Origin of the sequence: Vibrio sp. 10N.261.45.E2, from assembly GCF_002875705.1 — a bacterium.
Classification (GTDB): Bacteria; Pseudomonadota; Gammaproteobacteria; order Enterobacterales; family Vibrionaceae; genus Vibrio.
This window is the reverse complement of record NZ_MCZZ01000149.1, coordinates 12,194-28,414: the sequence shown is the minus strand read 5'-3', so window position 1 is coordinate 28,414 and position 16,221 is coordinate 12,194. Positions and strand designations below refer to the sequence as shown.

Below are 16,221 nucleotides of genomic sequence, written 5' to 3'. Positions count from 1 at the left end.
GGCTAGGAATTAATATGTTTCAGATTCTAAAAGCAGACAAAATGATCGACTTTATGCGTTGGTCAAAAGTTGCCTTTGTTTTTTCTATCTTGATGATTGGTACTGCTATCTTCACCCTAACAACGAAATCGTTGAACTGGGGTCTGGATTTTACTGGCGGTACTCTGATTGAAGTTGGTTTTGAACAACCGGCACACCTTCCTGATATCCGTAGTGCACTAGAAGCCGAAGGCTTTGGTGATGCAACGGTACAGAACTTTGGTTCAGCTCGTGATGTAATGGTTCGTCTACGTCCTCGTGACGGCGTTGCTGGCGAAACTCTTGGTAACCAAATCCTTTCAGCTATCGAGAAAGGCACGGGTGAACAAGTTGAAATGCGTCGTATCGAGTTCGTCGGCCCTAATGTGGGTGACGAATTAACAGAAGCGGGTGGCCTTGCTATCCTAGTTTCTCTTATCTGTATCCTGATCTACGTATCAGTGCGATTTGAATGGCGTTTGGCTGCAGGTGCTGTATTAGCACTGGCGCACGACGTTATCATCACACTGGGTGTGTTCTCTCTAATGCAAATTGAGGTGGATCTTACCATCGTAGCAGCCTTGCTAACGGTAGTCGGTTACTCCCTCAATGATACCATCGTTGTATTCGACCGTATTCGTGAGAACTTCCGTAAGATGCGTAAGGGTGAAGCTCCTGAAGTACTGAACAGCTCAATCACACAAACATTGAGCCGTACATTGATCACTTCTGGTACAACGTTATTCGTAGTTATTGCATTGTTCGTTCAGGGCGGCGCTATGATTCACGGCTTCGCGACTGCACTTCTACTTGGTATTACCGTTGGTACTTACTCTTCTATCTACGTTGCATCTGCACTGGCGATGAAGTTGGGTATTACGCGTGAACACCTAATGCCACCACAAGTGGAAAAAGAAGGTGAAGAGTTTGACGAAATGCCATAGGCTCTATGCTGAATGACATTTACAAACCAAAAAAACCGCTAGGCAACTAGCGGTTTTTTTACATCTAAATTTAATGGGGAAGCTCAACGCAATTTATTGGCAAATTGAGTTGCACTTACTGTCACTAAGAGCCACCATTCTCGCATCTCGCATCTCGCATCTCGCATCTCGCATCTCGCATCTTGGAATCGTAGATACAAAAAAGCCCCGCATGTGCGAGGCTTTGAATTTTTTAGCGCTCTATTCAATAGAGACTATCAACGTAAGGCCTGAATTACTTCAGCATACCTTCGTTAGCGTTCTCACGAACGTGCTTAAGAATAGACTTAACACCACGTGCGCTTGAAGCAACAACATTACCAGAAGTCATGTAATCAGTACCGCCAGCAAAGTCAGTCATGATAGCACCAGCTTCGCGAGCGATTAGATCGCCAGCTGCTAGATCCCATGGCTTAAGGCCAAGCTCTAGGTAACCATCAACACGGCCAGCTGCTAGGTAACATAGGTCAAGAGCAGGAGAACCTGTACGACGGAAATCAGCACAGTCAATGAATAGACCAGAGATGATCTTCATGAAAGATTCAGAGTGTTGTTTTTGCTTGAATGGGAAACCAGTCGCTAGAACAGTACCTTGAAGGTCTTTTAGTTGAGTAACACGCATACGAGCGTTGTTAAGCTGAGCGCCAGCGCCACGTTGAGCTGTGAATAGCTCGTTTAGCATTGGGTCATAAACACAAGCAACTTCTGTACGACCGTTCATGCGAACAGCGATAGATACAGAGAAGTGAGGGAAACCTTTTACAAAGTTGTTGGTGCCATCTAGTGGGTCAACGATCCATTGTACGTCAGAGTCTTTACCTTCAGTCAGGCCTTTCTCTTCAGAAATAATGCTGTGCTCTGGGTAAGATGCTTTGATTGTCTCAATGATCATGTACTCAGCTTCTTGAGCAATGTTAGTAACGTAATCGTTGTTACCTTTTAGAGACGATTCGATCTTATCAGTTGTTTCTAGAGATTTAGCAATATGGTTGCCAGCTTTACGCGCAGCGCGTATCGCAATGTTTAGCATTGGATGCATATGGTTTTTCCCACAAGATGTTAAAGAACAATTTAAAGCGGCGGCGAGTATACCAAAGTTTTACCAAAAGGGAAGTGGTTATTTTTTGAACTCTTGGTTTCACATTACGCGAAGGGTCTGACCATTTTACTTTGCTATGTGTTAATATCTCGCGATTATTTTTAAAGTGGTGTCATATAGCATGTTAGACAATGTAAAAGTCGTTCTGGTTGGTACGTCTCATTCGGGAAATATCGGATCAGCAGCTCGCGCAATGAAAGTGATGGGTTTGAGTCAATTAGTTCTTGTAGACCCTCAATGTGAAGTTGACGAGCAGACCTTAGCACTGGCTGCTGGTGCTGGTGACATCGCTGAAAACGCAGTGATTGTTTCTACGCTTGATGAAGCAGTAAAAGACTGTGGTTTGGTTGTGGGTTCCAGCGCTCGCTCTCGTACACTTGAATGGCCAATGCTTGAGCCTCGTGAGTGTGGTGAAAAGTTTGCGGTTGAAGGTCAAAAGCACCCTGTCGCATTGGTGTTTGGTCGTGAGCGTACAGGCTTGACCAACGATGAGCTTCAGAAGTGCCACTTCCATGTTTGTATTCCAGCTAACCCTGAATATAGCTCGCTAAATCTAGCAATGGCGGTACAAACTCTGAGCTACGAAGTACGTGTAGCACACCTTAATATGGTGGCTAGCCAATACAAGCCTCAGCAACAAGATGACTACCCTCGTCACGACGAACTAGAAATGTTCTATGAACACCTTGAAAAAGTCATTATCGATACCCAATTTATCTCTAAGGATAAGCCTGGTCAGGTAATGAATAAGTTACGTCGCCTGTTTAGTCGTGCGCGTCCAGAACTGCAAGAAATCAACACGCTTCGCGGTATTCTGACTTCGATTGAGAAGAGCAAAAACGACCAGTAAAAGCCACACAAACCCTAAGGATGAATACTTGACTAAAATAGTCAGGTAAAATACTTGACCAATTTAGTCGGGTATGGGAAGATTCCAACCACATAAACAATGTGGATACGGTGTGGTATGAAACTTACATCTAAAGGAAGATATGCGGTCACAGCTATGCTAGATGTAGCACTGCATTCGCAAAAAAGCCCAGTACCTCTGGCGGATATTTCAGAGCGTCAAGGCATCTCGTTATCTTACTTAGAACAACTGTTTTCTAAGTTACGTAAAGCTGGCTTAGTTGCTAGTGTTCGTGGTCCTGGTGGTGGTTACCGTCTAGGTGCTGAAGCGAGCGACATCGCTGTCGGAACTGTGATTGCAGCAGTAGACGAATCAGTGGATGCAACTAAGTGTCACGGTCGAGCAGATTGCCAAGGTGGCAGTCGTTGTTTAACTCATACCCTTTGGCGTGATTTAAGCTCCCGAATCAGCAGCTTCTTAAACGACATTACGCTCGGTGAGCTAATGAAAGATAACGAAGTTTTAGAAATTTCTGATCGTCAAGATATTGATCTTGCGGTTAATAATAGTTTTGCACATAAAAATACGAGCACTACAACGATTAGTGCAGCACCTCACGGTGTTAATGCCCGCTCTTAGCGGTCAGTTTTTACATTGGAGTAGAAAATGAAACTGCCTATTTACTTTGACTATTCAGCTACATGCCCAGTCGATCCACGTGTTGCTGAGAAAATGGTTCAGTGCATGACGATGGACGGTAACTTCGGTAACCCTGCATCTCGTTCACACCGTTACGGCTGGCAGGCAGAAGAAGCAGTAGATAATGCTCGTGAGCAAATTGCTGATCTATTAAATGCAGACCCACGTGAAATTGTTTTCACTTCAGGTGCTACAGAGTCAGATAACCTTGCTATCAAAGGTGCAGCGCACTTTTACGAGAAGAAAGGTAAGCACGTAATCACGTGTAAAACAGAACATAAAGCGGTTCTTGATCCATGTCGCCAACTAGAGCGTGAAGGTTTCGAGGTTACTTACCTAGAGCCTGAAGCAAACGGCATCATCGATCTAGACAAGCTACAAGCTGCAATGCGTGAAGATACTGTTTTAGTTTCTATCATGCACGTAAACAACGAGATTGGTGTAATCCAAGATATCTCTGCAATCGGCGAATTATGTCGTGCACGCAAGATCATCTTCCACGTTGATGCAGCGCAGTCTGCGGGTAAAATCCCTCTAGACGTAAAAGAGATGAAGGTAGACCTTATCTCTATGTCTGCACACAAAGCATACGGCCCTAAAGGTATCGGTGCGCTTTACGTTCGTCGTAAGCCACGTATTCGCCTAGAAGCGCAAATGCACGGTGGCGGTCATGAACGTGGTTTCCGTTCTGGTACTCTTGCTACTCACCAAATCGTGGGTATGGGCGAAGCTTTTGCAATCGCTAAACAAGACATGCAGAAAGATTACGATCACGCACTAGCACTTCGTGAACGCCTATTGAAAGGTGTTCAAGATCTAGAAGCGGTAACGGTAAACGGCGACCTAGACCAACGTGTACCACACAACCTAAACGTGAGCTTCGCTTTCGTTGAAGGTGAGTCTCTGCTTATGTCTCTAAAAGATCTAGCAGTATCATCAGGCTCTGCATGTACATCAGCAAGCCTAGAGCCTTCATACGTTCTACGTGCTCTTGGTCTGAACGATGAACTGGCACACAGCTCAGTACGTTTCTCATTCGGCCGTTTTACTACGGAAGAAGAAATCGACTACGCGATTGCACAAATTCGTGTAGCGGTAAACAAATTACGCGACATGTCTCCTCTATGGGATATGTATAAAGAAGGGATTGATTTGAACACTGTTGAGTGGGCTCATCACTAATCTCACGGAAATAGAGGATTTGAGGTAACTATCATGGCATATAGCGAAAAAGTAATTGATCACTACGAAAACCCACGTAACGTAGGTTCGTTTGATAAAGAAGATCCAAGTGTAGGTAGCGGCATGGTTGGCGCACCAGCTTGTGGTGACGTAATGAAACTGCAAATCAAGGTAACGCCAGAAGGCATTATCGAAGATGCAAAATTCAAAACTTACGGCTGCGGTAGCGCAATCGCTTCTAGCTCACTAGTAACTGAGTGGGTTAAAGGTAAAAGTATTGATGAAGCAGCTGCAATCAAAAACTCTGAAATCGCAGAAGAGTTAGAGTTGCCACCAGTGAAAGTTCACTGTTCAATTCTTGCTGAAGATGCAATCAAAGCAGCAGTTGCGGATTACAAAAAGAAGCGCTAATCGTTTCATTAAGTAATCACAAAAATAAGTAATATTTGGGAGCATCCTTTGTGCTCCCCCTGAGTTCTCAATTTATATTTAACACAAGGTTGTAGTATGGCCATAACCATGACAGAGACGGCAGCAAGCCGAGTTCAAGCTTTCCTAGATAACCGAGGTAAAGGTATCGGGTTGCGCTTAGCGGTAAAAACTACTGGCTGTTCGGGTATGGCGTATGTACTGGAATTCGTTGACGAGCTTAACGAAGAAGACGAAGTGTTCGAGCATTCAGGTGTAAAGGTCATCATTGATCCAAAGAGCCTAGTTTACCTAGACGGTACTGAGCTTGATTACGTAAAAGAAGGCCTAAACGAAGGTTTTGAATTCAACAACCCTAACGCGAAAGGCGAATGTGGTTGTGGTGAGAGCTTCAACGTATAAACGCGACAGTTATTGAGCGTTTATAGTGAGCGAAGAATAAAATTAGGCTCTGATTGAAGAGCCTAAACTTAGGACCACCGTTACATGAATCATTTCGAATTATTTGGGCTACCACTTCAGTTTCAACTGGATGGTAGCCTTCTTTCTTCTCAGTTTAGAGATCTGCAACGCCAATTCCACCCTGATAAATTTGCCACTGCTTCTGAGCGTGATCGCCTGCTAGCTGTGCAAAAAGCGGCACAAATCAACGATGCGTATCAGGTATTGAAGAATCCAATCAGCCGAGCTGAATACCTGTTAGTTCAACATGGTGAGGATATTCGTGGAGAGCAGCAGACCTTGCAAGATCCTATGTTCCTAATGGAGCAAATGGAACTGCGTGAAGAGCTTGAAGAGATCGCCGACAGTTCTGAACCTGAAGATGCTTTGTTTGCATTTGAAGGAAAGGTTAGCAAAATGTATAAACAACAATTAAGTGCTATCCAACAAGAACTAGACAGTGAGGCTTGGTTAGAAGCTGCAGACCGAGTAAGAAAGCTCAAGTTTATTGCAAAATTAAAGAATGAAATCGAATTAGTTGAAGATCGTCTGATCGGCTAGTTCGTATAACAAGGACACATCCATGGCACTACTTCAGATTGCAGAACCAGGGCAAAGCGCCGCTCCTCACCAGCACAAGCTTGCTGTGGGTATTGATTTAGGTACAACAAACTCATTGGTTGCGGCAGTGCGCAGTGGTGAGTCGAGCACACTGGCTGATCAACAAGGTCGCAGTATTCTTCCTTCCGTTGTGCACTATACGTCAGAGTCGTACACGACTGGTGATGAAGCGCGTGCAAATGCACAGACTGATCCTAAAAATACCATTATCTCAGTTAAGCGATTAATCGGTCGTTCACTGTCAGATATTCAACAGCGATACCCATCTCTGCCATATCAATTTGAAGAAAGTGATAATGGTTTGCCTGTGATTCGCACAGAGCAGGGCAGCAAGAACCCAATTCAAGTATCTGCAGACATTCTGCGAGCGCTAGGTCAACGTGCTGAGTCCACACTCGGTGGTGAGCTATCTGGTGCTGTTATTACCGTTCCAGCTTACTTTGATGATGCACAGCGTGCTGGTACAAAAGACGCGGCGCAACTTGCCGGTCTTCACGTGTTACGTCTTCTTAATGAACCAACGGCGGCAGCGATTGCTTACGGTCTAGATTCAGGTAAAGAAGGGGTAATCGCGGTTTACGATTTAGGCGGCGGTACGTTTGATATCTCTATTTTGCGCTTGTCTAAAGGTGTTTTCGAAGTTTTAGCAACTGGCGGTGACTCTGCATTAGGTGGTGACGATTTTGACCATTTAGTCGCGGACCATTTCCAAGAGCAAATCGGTTTATCAGCGCTAACGGCTGAACAGAACCGCATTCTTTTAGATGCAGCAACAGAAGCGAAAATTGGCTTATCTGAAGCGGAGAGCGTTGATGTTGAAGTGCTGGGTTGGTCTGGTTCGCTAACTCGTGAAGAGTTTGAAGAAATCATCAAACCACTGGTTAAGAAAACACTGCTTTCATGTCGCCGTGCACTGAAAGATGCAGAAGTTGATGCTGATGAAGTACTAGAAGTCGTGATGGTGGGTGGTTCAACTCGTACATTACTTGTACGTGAAATGGTCGGTGACTTCTTTGGTCGTACGCCATTGACCAGCATTAACCCTGATGAAGTGGTTGCGATTGGTGCATCGATTCAAGCGGATATTTTAGTCGGCAACAAGCCTGACTCAGAAATGTTGCTATTGGATGTTATCCCTCTGTCTCTTGGTATCGAAACCATGGGCGGCTTGGTCGAAAAGATCATTCCTCGTAACACCACCATTCCTGTTGCTCGCGCACAAGAATTTACCACGTTTAAAGACGGTCAAACTGCAATGACAGTGCATACCGTTCAAGGCGAACGTGAAATGGTTGACGACTGTCGTTCACTGGCTCGATTTGCCCTGAAAGGGATTCCACCGATGACCGCTGGTGCGGCGCACATTCGTGTTACTTACCAAGTGGATGCTGATGGCCTGCTATCGGTTGCTGCAATGGAGAAGAGCACTGGTGTTCAAGCTGAAATCCAAGTTAAGCCTTCTTATGGTCTAAGCGACAATGAAGTGGCGAGCATGCTGAAAGATTCGATGACATTTGCAAAAGAAGACATGCAAGCGCGTGCTCTCGCTGAGCAACGCGTAGAAGCGGATCGCGTGATTGAAGGCCTTATTGCAGCAATGCAAGCCGATGGTGACGAGCTGCTTGATGAGCAAGGCAAACAACAACTTGTTCAAGCGATTGAAGCACTGATTGAAGTGCGCAACGGCGACGATGCTGATGCCATTGAACTAGAAATAAAGAATACAGACAAAGCGAGCCAAGACTTTGCTTCTCGTCGTATGGATAAATCAATTCGTGCTGCACTGTCAGGTCAGTCAGTCGATAATATTTAATAGTTAGAGAATAAATAAACATGCCAAAGATTATTGTTTTACCTCACGAAGATCTATGTCCAGAAGGCGCTGTTTTAGAAGCAAAAACTGGTGAGACGGTTCTTGATGTTGCATTGAAGGCCGGTATTGGTATTGAACACGCATGTGAAAAATCGTGTGCATGTACAACATGTCACGTTGTAATTCGTGAAGGTTTTGATTCTTTAGAAGAGAGTGATGATCTAGAAGACGACATGCTAGATAAAGCATGGGGCTTAGAGATGGAATCTCGCCTTGGTTGCCAAGCGAAAGTGGCGGATGAAGATCTTGTCGTCGAGATTCCTAAGTACACCTTGAATCTAGCGTCTGAAGATCACTAAGAACCGGTTCTCAGTCATGACTAGTACAGTGATGACTGAGGAGCTATTGCTAAGACAAGCATACTAAGAAAACTGGCCTAGAATATAGATCATAAAAGGTGACCAAGCGTCGCTGATAAATATAAGGAAGTGTTATGAGCTTGAAGTGGATTGATTCGCGAGATATCGCAATTGAGCTATGTGATTTGTACCCTGATACTGATCCTAAAACCGTACGTTTTACCGATCTGCATCAATGGGTGCTAGACCTTGAAGAGTTCGACGACGAGCCGAACCACTCGAATGAGAAAATCTTAGAGGCTATTATTTTGTGCTGGATGGATGAGATGGATTAATCCTCTTATCTGATGATTTGGTTGCCGGTTGGTTTCAGTCCAATATAAAACGCAGCCAAGTTAACAATTCTTACTAAAAAAAGCGGACCTTATGGTCCGTTTTTTTATCAAAATGACATTTTCCTCCTACATAATGCTAACATCAGTGCGCTAATGAAAAATAATCAGAATCACACACTCAAAGTGGTTCATGACAAGGAGAAATCATGTCTACACAGATGTCAGTATTTTTAAGTCAAGAAACTGCCCAGCCTCAGTGGGGAGCAAGAGCTATTTTATCGTTCTCAGAAGCGGGAGCGACAATTCACATTGGTGAAGGCCACGATCTAGGCGCGGTTCAACGAGCTGGTCGTACGCTTGACGGACAAGGTATCGCATTCGTTTCACTTCGTGGTGAAGGTTGGGACCTAGAAAGTGTTTGGGCTTTCTACCAAGGCTACCGTGGACCAAAGAAAAAGAATACATTGGAATGGGACGCACTTTCAGAAGCCGATCAAACTGAGCTTGAAGCTCGTATTCGTGCGACTGATTGGACTCGTGACATTATCAATAAAACCGCTGAAGAAGTGGCTCCTCGTCAACTTGCGACAATGGCTGCAGAATACATTAAGTCAGTGGCGCCAGCGGGCACCGTTAAAGCAAAAATAGTTAAAGACAAAGATCTACTAACCGAAGGTTGGGAAGGCATTTATGCGGTCGGCCGTGGCTCTGAACGTACATCAGCAATGCTTCAACTAGACTTCAACCCAACAGGCGACGAAAACGCACCAGTGTTTGCTTGTTTAGTAGGTAAAGGTATTACGTTCGACTCTGGCGGTTACAGCATTAAACCAGGTCAATTCATGACAGCGATGAAGGCTGACATGGGCGGCGCAGCAACGATTACTGGTGGTTTAGGTCTAGCGATTGAACGTGGTCTGAATAAGCGTATCAAGCTTATTCTATGTTGCGCAGAGAACATGATCTCTGGTCGCGCATTGAAGCTTGGCGACATCATTACTTACAAAAATGGTAAGACAGTTGAGATCATGAACACCGATGCGGAAGGTCGCTTGGTACTTGCTGATGGCCTAATGTACGCAAGTGCACAAAACCCTGAGCTGATCATCGACTGTGCAACGCTAACAGGCGCAGCTAAAAATGCACTAGGTAACGACTACCACGCACTATTGAGCTTCGATGATGAGTTATCTCACCAAGCGCTAACCGCGGCAAACCAAGAGAAAGAAGGCCTGTGGCCACTACCTCTTGCTGATTTCCACCGTGGTATGTTGCCTTCAAACTTTGCTGATCTTTCAAACATCAGCACGGGCGATTACACGCCGGGTGCAAGTACAGCTGCGGCATTCCTTTCTTACTTTGTAGATGACTACAAAAAAGGTTGGATTCATATGGATTGCGCGGGTACTTACCGTAAGTCAGCAAGTGACAAGTGGGCAGCAGGCGCAACGGGTATGGGCGTTCGCACACTGGCTCGTCTTCTTATCGACCAAGCAAAATAATAATAAGAGAGAGCGGTATTTTATGCCGCTCATTCATAAAGCTAAGATCGAAAGGTCTCAGTAATTTCAGTATTTAATAACAAAAAAATGAAGTGAAGGAATCCCTATGGCTCTAGAAAGAACGTTCTCAATTGTTAAGCCGGATGCAGTTAAGCGTAACCTTGTTGGTGAAATCTACCACCGTATCGAAAAAGCAGGCCTAGAAATTATTGCTGCTAAGATGGTTCGCCTTACTGAAGAGCAAGCGAGTGGCTTCTACGCTGAACATGAAGGCAAAGAGTTCTTCCCAGCTCTTAAAGAGTTTATGACTTCTGGTCCTATCATGGTTCAAGTTCTAGAAGGCGAAGATGCGATTTGTCGTTACCGTGAACTGATGGGTAAAACTAACCCAGAAGAAGCGGCATGCGGTACTATCCGTGCAGATTACGCAATCAGCATGCGTTACAACTCAGTACACGGCAGCGATAGCCCTGAGTCTGCAGCTCGCGAAATCGAATTCTTCTTCCCTGAATCTGAGATTTGCCCACGCCCAGCTCAATAAGCGAAACAGCAAATGATTCTAAAGGCTTCACTTCGGTGAAGCCTTTTTTGTAAGTGGATTTTACGTTATTCGACCTTACTGTGATAAATGGGAAGTTGCTGGTGAATACCGACGTCATTCCCGATAGTGACGAAGGAGCGTAATCGGGAATCTTTTCTTTCAATTGTGTAATATCAGTCTAATAAATACAGCTGTTCAAATTTTAATCGCTTAAGTTTGAATGTCTTAATAAACACAGGGTTTTACAGTACTTGTTGAAGTTGCGTAAAGCCTGTACAATTCGCGCCCTTAATTATTGTTCCGTCATTGAGAGGCATCATGACCACAGCTAAAGTCAATCTACTCGATTTTGATCGTAAAGGTCTTCGTAAATTTTTCACAGAAGAACTGAATGAGAAAGCGTTTCGAGCAGAGCAAGTGATGAAGTGGATTTATCACTTCGGTGTCGATGACTTCGAACAGATGAACAACATCAACAAAAAGTTACGTGAGAAACTGCAACGTCGCTGTGAGATTGTTGCACCTGTTGTTTCTGAAGCTCAACACTCTTCAGATGGCACAATTAAATGGGCGATGAGCGTTGGCGACCAAGACGTTGAAACGGTATACATCCCAGATGGTGACCGTGCGACGCTGTGTGTGTCTTCACAGGTTGGTTGTGCACTTGAATGTAAGTTCTGTTCTACAGCTCAACAAGGCTTTAACCGTAACCTAAAGGTTTCAGAGATTGTTGGCCAAATCTGGCGTGCATCTCGCGAAATCGGTCTAGAAAAAGAGACCGGTCGTCGTCCAATTACTAACGTTGTAATGATGGGTATGGGCGAGCCTCTATTGAACATGAAGAACCTAATGCCATCATTAGAAATCATGCTTGATGATCTAGGTTTCGCTCTGTCTAAGCGTCGTGTAACCGTATCAACTTCTGGTGTTGTATCTGGCCTTGACCAAATGACAGACAACATCGATGTAGCATTGGCTATCTCTCTACACGCGCCAAACGATGCACTACGTAGCCAAATCATGCCGATCAACGACCGTTGGGATATCCAAGACTTCCTAGCATCTGTTCGTCGTTACATTGCATCTTCAAATGCTAACCGCGGTAAAGTAACCGTTGAGTACGTGTTATTGGACCATGTGAATGATGATATGGACCACGCACGTGAACTTGCTGAGCTAATGAAAGAGACGCCTTGTAAGATCAACTTGATTCCATTCAACCCTTACCCGGGTTCGCCTTATAAGAAGCCAAGCAACTCTCGTATTGATCGCTTCCAAAAAACGCTGATGGAATATAACTACACAGTAACGGTTCGTAAAACTCGTGGTGATGATATTGATGCCGCGTGTGGTCAGTTAGTCGGTGATGTTATTGATAGAACCAAGCGCACTAAAATGCTTAAAGCAGCCTCTGAAGCGAACTTGATTGCCGGTGATGTGATTGAAGTAAAAGCTGTATAGAACGCGATTAGAACCTAAACAAGCCAGAAGTCTTACTTCTGGCTTGTTGCTTTTCTGGGGTACAGTTTTTGATTTTTTGGACTTCTTGCCCACGCTTTCTTACATTTTTCGTCAAATTTTGGACAAAACCATGAGCTGACGGTAAATTTTGTTTAAAGTGTTTTTGCCTTGTAATGGCATTAGCTTATGATTAACTAATCTTAAATTAATTTAAGTGCTCGCTTGCTACTGATCGTCAATATGTCTATTTAGGTTGGCTACTTGATAAACTAGCTTCCTGAGAAGGTCATCCATAATAAATGAATGATGTTCGCCTTAAGGGTTGATGATTTAGATAGCAGGAAAAATTCCACATAACGTGGGTTGTTAGATTGAGCTTAAACGACAATAAAAAAACGCTCTCCTCAACCTGCGATAATACTTTAGAAGTTCACTCTCTATGAACACAGAACAAGATACACAGACGCAAGAAACCGTAGCTCCAGCTTTGGAAGCAGGAACGCTGCTTAAGAACAAACGAGAATCTCTTGGTTTAACGCAAAAGCAGATTTCTGATCGCTTAAAACTTCGCGTTACGCTGATCCAGCAAATTGAAGAAAACCAATTCGAGTCAGATCAAGTGGCGACGTTTATGCGTGGCTACATTCGTTCATACGCTAAATACGTCAATCTTGACGAAAAAGTGGTATTGAACGCGCTGCACCATGCCGGTGATGCTCAACATCAAGAGCAAGAAATGCTGAGCTTTTCTCGTAAGACCAAAACCGAGAAACACAACAGCCGTATTATGATCCTGACTTGGAGCATTTTTGCTGTGATCGCGGGTATCTCTTCACTTTGGTGGTGGCAAAACCAACAACAAGACACTCTATCTCAATCTTTAGCCAATACTGAAAGTTCAGAAGAGCTAGCAGTAGAAGAATCACTTGCCCCTGAATTCACCTCTTTAGAAGTGATTGAAGCTGAACAAAACGAAGCGGGTGCTTCTGTTGTTGAAGATACTGAAGATCTTGCTGCGATAAGCGATGCGGAAGATACTTTAGATGCTGTCACTCCAGCTGACGAGACTACATCGCAACAAGCAACAGAGACAGAGCCAACTGCTGAAGTTGATGAAGTCAGTGCTGCTCCTGAAATTGTGGCCAAAGAGCTAGTGATGCAGTTTACTGCTGACTGCTGGATTCAAGTTAAAGATGCAACGGGCCAAACCTTGTCGACTGGCATCAAAAAAGCGGGTCAGTCACTGAATCTATCAGGAACTGCGCCATATAAAGTGATTCTGGGTGCGCCAGAAGGCGTATCAATGACATTTGCAAGTGAACCTGTCGACCTTTCTGGGTATACTTCAGGCAAAGTAGCTAGAATAACCTTACCTTAGAGTTAATATGCAACACGAATCTCCTATTATTCGTCGCAAATCAACCCGTATTTATGTGGGTGATGTGCCGATCGGTGATGGTGCACCAATTGCTGTGCAATCCATGACCAACACAAGAACAACTGATGTAGCCGCGACTGTCGCTCAAATTAGAGCTTTGGAAAAAGTTGGCGCTGATATCGTTCGCGTATCTGTACCGACTATGGATGCCGCTGAAGCCTTTAAGCTAATCAAGCAGCAGGTCTCTGTTCCTTTGGTTGCTGATATTCACTTCGACTACCGTATCGCACTTAAAGTGGCTGAATACGGCGTTGACTGTTTGCGTATCAACCCTGGTAACATCGGTAACGAAAGCCGTATCCGCTCGGTTGTTGATTGTGCACGCGATATGAATATTCCGATTCGTATTGGTGTTAACGGCGGTTCTCTTGAGAAAGAGATCCAAGAGAAATACACAGAACCTACAGCAGAAGCGCTGGTTGAATCAGCGATGCGTCATGTAGATATCCTAGACCGTCTGAACTTTGATCAATTCAAAGTCAGCGTTAAGGCGTCTGATGTATTCCTAGCCGTCGGTTCTTACCGTTTACTAGCGAAGCAGATTGATCAACCGCTTCACCTTGGTATTACCGAAGCTGGTGGTGCACGCGCTGGTGCAGTTAAGTCGTCTGTTGGTTTAGGTATGCTTCTTTCTGAAGGTATCGGCGATACGCTACGTATCTCGCTAGCAGCTGACCCAGTTGAAGAGATCAAAGTTGGCTTTGATATTCTGAAATCTTTGCGTATTCGCTCGCGTGGCATCAACTTCATTGCATGTCCGAGCTGTTCTCGTCAAGAGTTCGATGTTATCAACACCGTTAATGCCCTTGAAGAGCGCCTGGAAGACGTTATCACACCAATGGATGTATCTATCATCGGTTGTGTGGTTAACGGCCCTGGTGAAGCTGAAGTGTCTCATTTAGGGTTAGCGGGTAGTGCGCGTAAGAGTGCATTCTACGAAGACGGTAAGCGTCAGAAAGAGCGCTTGGACAACGATGACCTTGTCGACAAACTTGAAGCTAAGATTCGTGCAAAAGCGTCAGTGCTTGATAAAGCAAATCGCATTGATGTAGAAAACTTAGAAGATTAATACAACGCGATGGGGTGTGATTGTCTATTCGCACTAACACCTGGTCGTGAGAAATTACGGAATAAATACTGTGGCTAAAAATATCCAAGCAATTCGAGGCATGAACGACTGCCTTCCAACTCAATCACCACTGTGGCAGAAAGTAGAAAGCGCAGTTAAAAACGTGGTGAGCGCATACGGTTACAACGAAGTACGTATGCCTATCGTTGAAGAAACAAACCTATTTAGCCGTGCCGTTGGTGAAGAGACAGATGTTGTTTCTAAAGAGATGTACACTTTTGATGACCGCAATGGCGATAGCCTAACGCTGCGTCCAGAAGGCACAGCAGGTTGTGTTCGTTCATGTATTCAAAATAGCCTTATCAATCGTGATGAACAGCGCCTATGGTACATGGGTCCAATGTTCCGTCACGAGCGTCCTCAAAAAGGTCGTTACCGTCAATTCCACCAATGTGGTGTTGAAGTGTTTGGCCTGGACGGTCCAGACGTTGACGCAGAACTTATCATGATGACAGCACGTCTATGGCGTGAGTTAGGTATCGATAAGCACGTTCGCCTAGAGCTAAATTCAATCGGTTCTCAAGAAGATCGCGTAAGCTACCGCACTGCGTTAGTGGCTTTCCTTGAGCAACACATTGATGTGCTAGATGAAGACTGCAAACGTCGCATGCACACTAACCCGCTTCGTGTACTAGATACTAAGAACCCAGACGTTCAAGCTATCTTAGGTGACGCACCTCGATTATCTGAATATCTAGGTGAAGAATCGAAGCAACATTTTGCTGGTTTGTGTGAACTTCTTGACGCTGTTGGTATCGAATACCAAGTTAATGAGCGTCTAGTGCGTGGCCTAGACTACTACAATCGCACTGTATTTGAGTGGATCACAGACAGCCTTGGTGCTCAAGGTACAGTATGTGGCGGCGGCCGTTACGATGGTCTTGTTGAACAACTAGGCGGTAAAGCAACCAATGCAGTTGGCTTTGCAATGGGTCTAGAGCGTCTAGTTCTGATGATGGAAACGCTAGAGCTAACAGAAGTTCGCCGTAGCGTTGATGTATACGTAGTTGCTGCTGGCGAAGGTACTATGATCGCGGGCATGCAGTTAGCGAATCAATTACGCGACACCGTTGAAGGCGTACGTGTAATGAACCACTTTGGTGGTGGTAACTTCAAGAAGCAATTCAAACGTGCTGACAAAGTAGGTGCTGTTGTGGCGCTGGTACTTGGTGAGAACGAAGTTGCTGACAATACAGTTGTGCTAAAAGATCTGGTTGGCGGCGAGCAAGAAACCGTGTCTCAAACGGAAGTTGCAGAGAAAGTTGCTGCGCTAATCTAATTAGCCATTGAGCAAACGCTCATAATGAATACTAACGTCAGC

17 protein-coding genes are annotated in these 16,221 nt (G+C 44.7%); 16 read left to right on the top strand and 1 reads right to left on the bottom strand.

All coding sequences use genetic code 11. The annotated features are described in order from the left end of the window. The first annotated feature begins 14 nt into the window (after window positions 1-14). Window positions 15-962, top strand: coding sequence for a protein translocase subunit SecF (gene secF, locus BCT34_RS19745; RefSeq protein ID WP_076656398.1), 948 nt, complete (start codon window positions 15-17; stop codon window positions 960-962). Between the two features lie 274 nt (window positions 963-1,236). On the opposite strand, the gene suhB is transcribed toward secF, so the two are convergent. Further along, on the bottom strand, window positions 1,237-2,040 hold the full coding sequence (gene suhB / locus BCT34_RS19740; RefSeq protein WP_017062836.1) for an inositol-1-monophosphatase: 804 nt from the start codon (window positions 2,038-2,040) through the stop codon (window positions 1,237-1,239). 181 nt (window positions 2,041-2,221) lie between these two features. On the opposite strand from suhB, the gene trmJ reads away from it, so the two are divergent. From trmJ to hisS, 15 genes are all read left to right on the top strand, one after another. Continuing rightward, complete coding sequence (gene trmJ / locus BCT34_RS19735) at window positions 2,222-2,950, top strand: tRNA (cytosine(32)/uridine(32)-2'-O)-methyltransferase TrmJ (RefSeq protein WP_076650834.1); 729 nt, start codon at window positions 2,222-2,224, stop codon at window positions 2,948-2,950. A gap of 117 nt (window positions 2,951-3,067) precedes the next feature. Beyond that, window positions 3,068-3,589, top strand: coding sequence for a Fe-S cluster assembly transcriptional regulator IscR (gene iscR / locus BCT34_RS19730; protein ID WP_076650835.1), 522 nt, complete (start codon window positions 3,068-3,070; stop codon window positions 3,587-3,589). A 27-nt stretch (window positions 3,590-3,616) separates the two neighbouring features. Then, the gene (locus BCT34_RS19725; RefSeq protein WP_060983295.1) at window positions 3,617-4,831 is read left to right on the top strand and encodes an IscS subfamily cysteine desulfurase; all 1,215 of its coding nucleotides are present in this window, start codon (window positions 3,617-3,619) and stop codon (window positions 4,829-4,831) included. A 33-nt stretch (window positions 4,832-4,864) separates the two neighbouring features. Next, a complete protein-coding gene (gene iscU, locus BCT34_RS19720; RefSeq protein ID WP_004740340.1) occupies window positions 4,865-5,242 on the top strand; it encodes a Fe-S cluster assembly scaffold IscU in 378 nt (125 codons plus the stop codon). A 96-nt stretch (window positions 5,243-5,338) separates the two neighbouring features. Next, window positions 5,339-5,662 carry an iron-sulfur cluster assembly protein IscA gene (gene iscA / locus BCT34_RS19715; protein WP_076650836.1) on the top strand — a complete coding sequence of 108 codons (324 nt, stop codon included), beginning with the start codon at window positions 5,339-5,341 and terminating at the stop codon, window positions 5,660-5,662. An 84-nt stretch (window positions 5,663-5,746) separates the two neighbouring features. Next, window positions 5,747-6,262, top strand: a complete 516-nt coding sequence (gene hscB / locus BCT34_RS19710; protein WP_076650837.1) for a co-chaperone HscB — start codon at window positions 5,747-5,749, stop codon at window positions 6,260-6,262. Window positions 6,263-6,284: 22 nt separating this feature from the next. Then, window positions 6,285-8,135, top strand: coding sequence for a Fe-S protein assembly chaperone HscA (gene hscA / locus BCT34_RS19705; RefSeq protein WP_076650838.1), 1,851 nt, complete (start codon window positions 6,285-6,287; stop codon window positions 8,133-8,135). A gap of 20 nt (window positions 8,136-8,155) precedes the next feature. Next, on the top strand, window positions 8,156-8,494 hold the full coding sequence (fdx, locus tag BCT34_RS19700; protein WP_004740336.1) for an ISC system 2Fe-2S type ferredoxin: 339 nt from the start codon (window positions 8,156-8,158) through the stop codon (window positions 8,492-8,494). Between the two features lie 134 nt (window positions 8,495-8,628). Then, entirely contained in the window at window positions 8,629-8,829 is a 201-nt protein-coding gene (gene iscX, locus BCT34_RS19695; RefSeq protein ID WP_004740335.1) for a Fe-S cluster assembly protein IscX, read from the top strand. A gap of 206 nt (window positions 8,830-9,035) precedes the next feature. After that, on the top strand, window positions 9,036-10,331 hold the full coding sequence (pepB, locus tag BCT34_RS19690; RefSeq protein ID WP_076650839.1) for an aminopeptidase PepB: 1,296 nt from the start codon (window positions 9,036-9,038) through the stop codon (window positions 10,329-10,331). Between the two features lie 106 nt (window positions 10,332-10,437). Then, window positions 10,438-10,872 (top strand): nucleoside-diphosphate kinase, encoded by a 435-nt coding sequence (gene ndk / locus BCT34_RS19685; RefSeq protein ID WP_076650840.1) that lies wholly within the window; start codon window positions 10,438-10,440, stop codon window positions 10,870-10,872. A 318-nt stretch (window positions 10,873-11,190) separates the two neighbouring features. Then, window positions 11,191-12,333, top strand: a complete 1,143-nt coding sequence (locus tag BCT34_RS19680; RefSeq protein WP_060983298.1) for a bifunctional tRNA (adenosine(37)-C2)-methyltransferase TrmG/ribosomal RNA large subunit methyltransferase RlmN — start codon at window positions 11,191-11,193, stop codon at window positions 12,331-12,333. Between the two features lie 439 nt (window positions 12,334-12,772). Next, window positions 12,773-13,711, top strand: coding sequence for a cytoskeleton protein RodZ (gene rodZ, locus BCT34_RS19675; protein WP_076650841.1), 939 nt, complete (start codon window positions 12,773-12,775; stop codon window positions 13,709-13,711). 7 nt (window positions 13,712-13,718) lie between these two features. Next, entirely contained in the window at window positions 13,719-14,840 is a 1,122-nt protein-coding gene (gene ispG, locus BCT34_RS19670) for a flavodoxin-dependent (E)-4-hydroxy-3-methylbut-2-enyl-diphosphate synthase (protein ID WP_076650842.1), read from the top strand. A 70-nt stretch (window positions 14,841-14,910) separates the two neighbouring features. Then, a complete protein-coding gene (gene hisS, locus BCT34_RS19665; RefSeq protein ID WP_017062514.1) occupies window positions 14,911-16,179 on the top strand; it encodes a histidine--tRNA ligase in 1,269 nt (422 codons plus the stop codon). Window positions 16,180-16,221 lie beyond the last annotated feature (42 nt).

Coding starts and splice junctions, on each gene's coding strand:
- BCT34_RS19680 (WP_060983298.1), top strand. CDS start 11,191: ATGACCACAGCTAAAGTCAATCTACTCGATTTTGATCGTAAAGGTCTT.
- hscA (WP_076650838.1), top strand. CDS start 6,285: ATGGCACTACTTCAGATTGCAGAACCAGGGCAAAGCGCCGCTCCTCAC.
- iscR (WP_076650835.1), top strand. CDS start 3,068: ATGAAACTTACATCTAAAGGAAGATATGCGGTCACAGCTATGCTAGAT.
- BCT34_RS19725 (WP_060983295.1), top strand. CDS start 3,617: ATGAAACTGCCTATTTACTTTGACTATTCAGCTACATGCCCAGTCGAT.
- rodZ (WP_076650841.1), top strand. CDS start 12,773: ATGAACACAGAACAAGATACACAGACGCAAGAAACCGTAGCTCCAGCT.
- ispG (WP_076650842.1), top strand. CDS start 13,719: ATGCAACACGAATCTCCTATTATTCGTCGCAAATCAACCCGTATTTAT.
- trmJ (WP_076650834.1), top strand. CDS start 2,222: ATGTTAGACAATGTAAAAGTCGTTCTGGTTGGTACGTCTCATTCGGGA.
- iscA (WP_076650836.1), top strand. CDS start 5,339: ATGGCCATAACCATGACAGAGACGGCAGCAAGCCGAGTTCAAGCTTTC.
- fdx (WP_004740336.1), top strand. CDS start 8,156: ATGCCAAAGATTATTGTTTTACCTCACGAAGATCTATGTCCAGAAGGC.
- iscU (WP_004740340.1), top strand. CDS start 4,865: ATGGCATATAGCGAAAAAGTAATTGATCACTACGAAAACCCACGTAAC.
- iscX (WP_004740335.1), top strand. CDS start 8,629: ATGAGCTTGAAGTGGATTGATTCGCGAGATATCGCAATTGAGCTATGT.
- ndk (WP_076650840.1), top strand. CDS start 10,438: ATGGCTCTAGAAAGAACGTTCTCAATTGTTAAGCCGGATGCAGTTAAG.
- secF (WP_076656398.1), top strand. CDS start 15: ATGTTTCAGATTCTAAAAGCAGACAAAATGATCGACTTTATGCGTTGG.
- pepB (WP_076650839.1), top strand. CDS start 9,036: ATGTCTACACAGATGTCAGTATTTTTAAGTCAAGAAACTGCCCAGCCT.
- suhB (WP_017062836.1), bottom strand. CDS start 2,040: ATGCATCCAATGCTAAACATTGCGATACGCGCTGCGCGTAAAGCTGGC.
- hscB (WP_076650837.1), top strand. CDS start 5,747: ATGAATCATTTCGAATTATTTGGGCTACCACTTCAGTTTCAACTGGAT.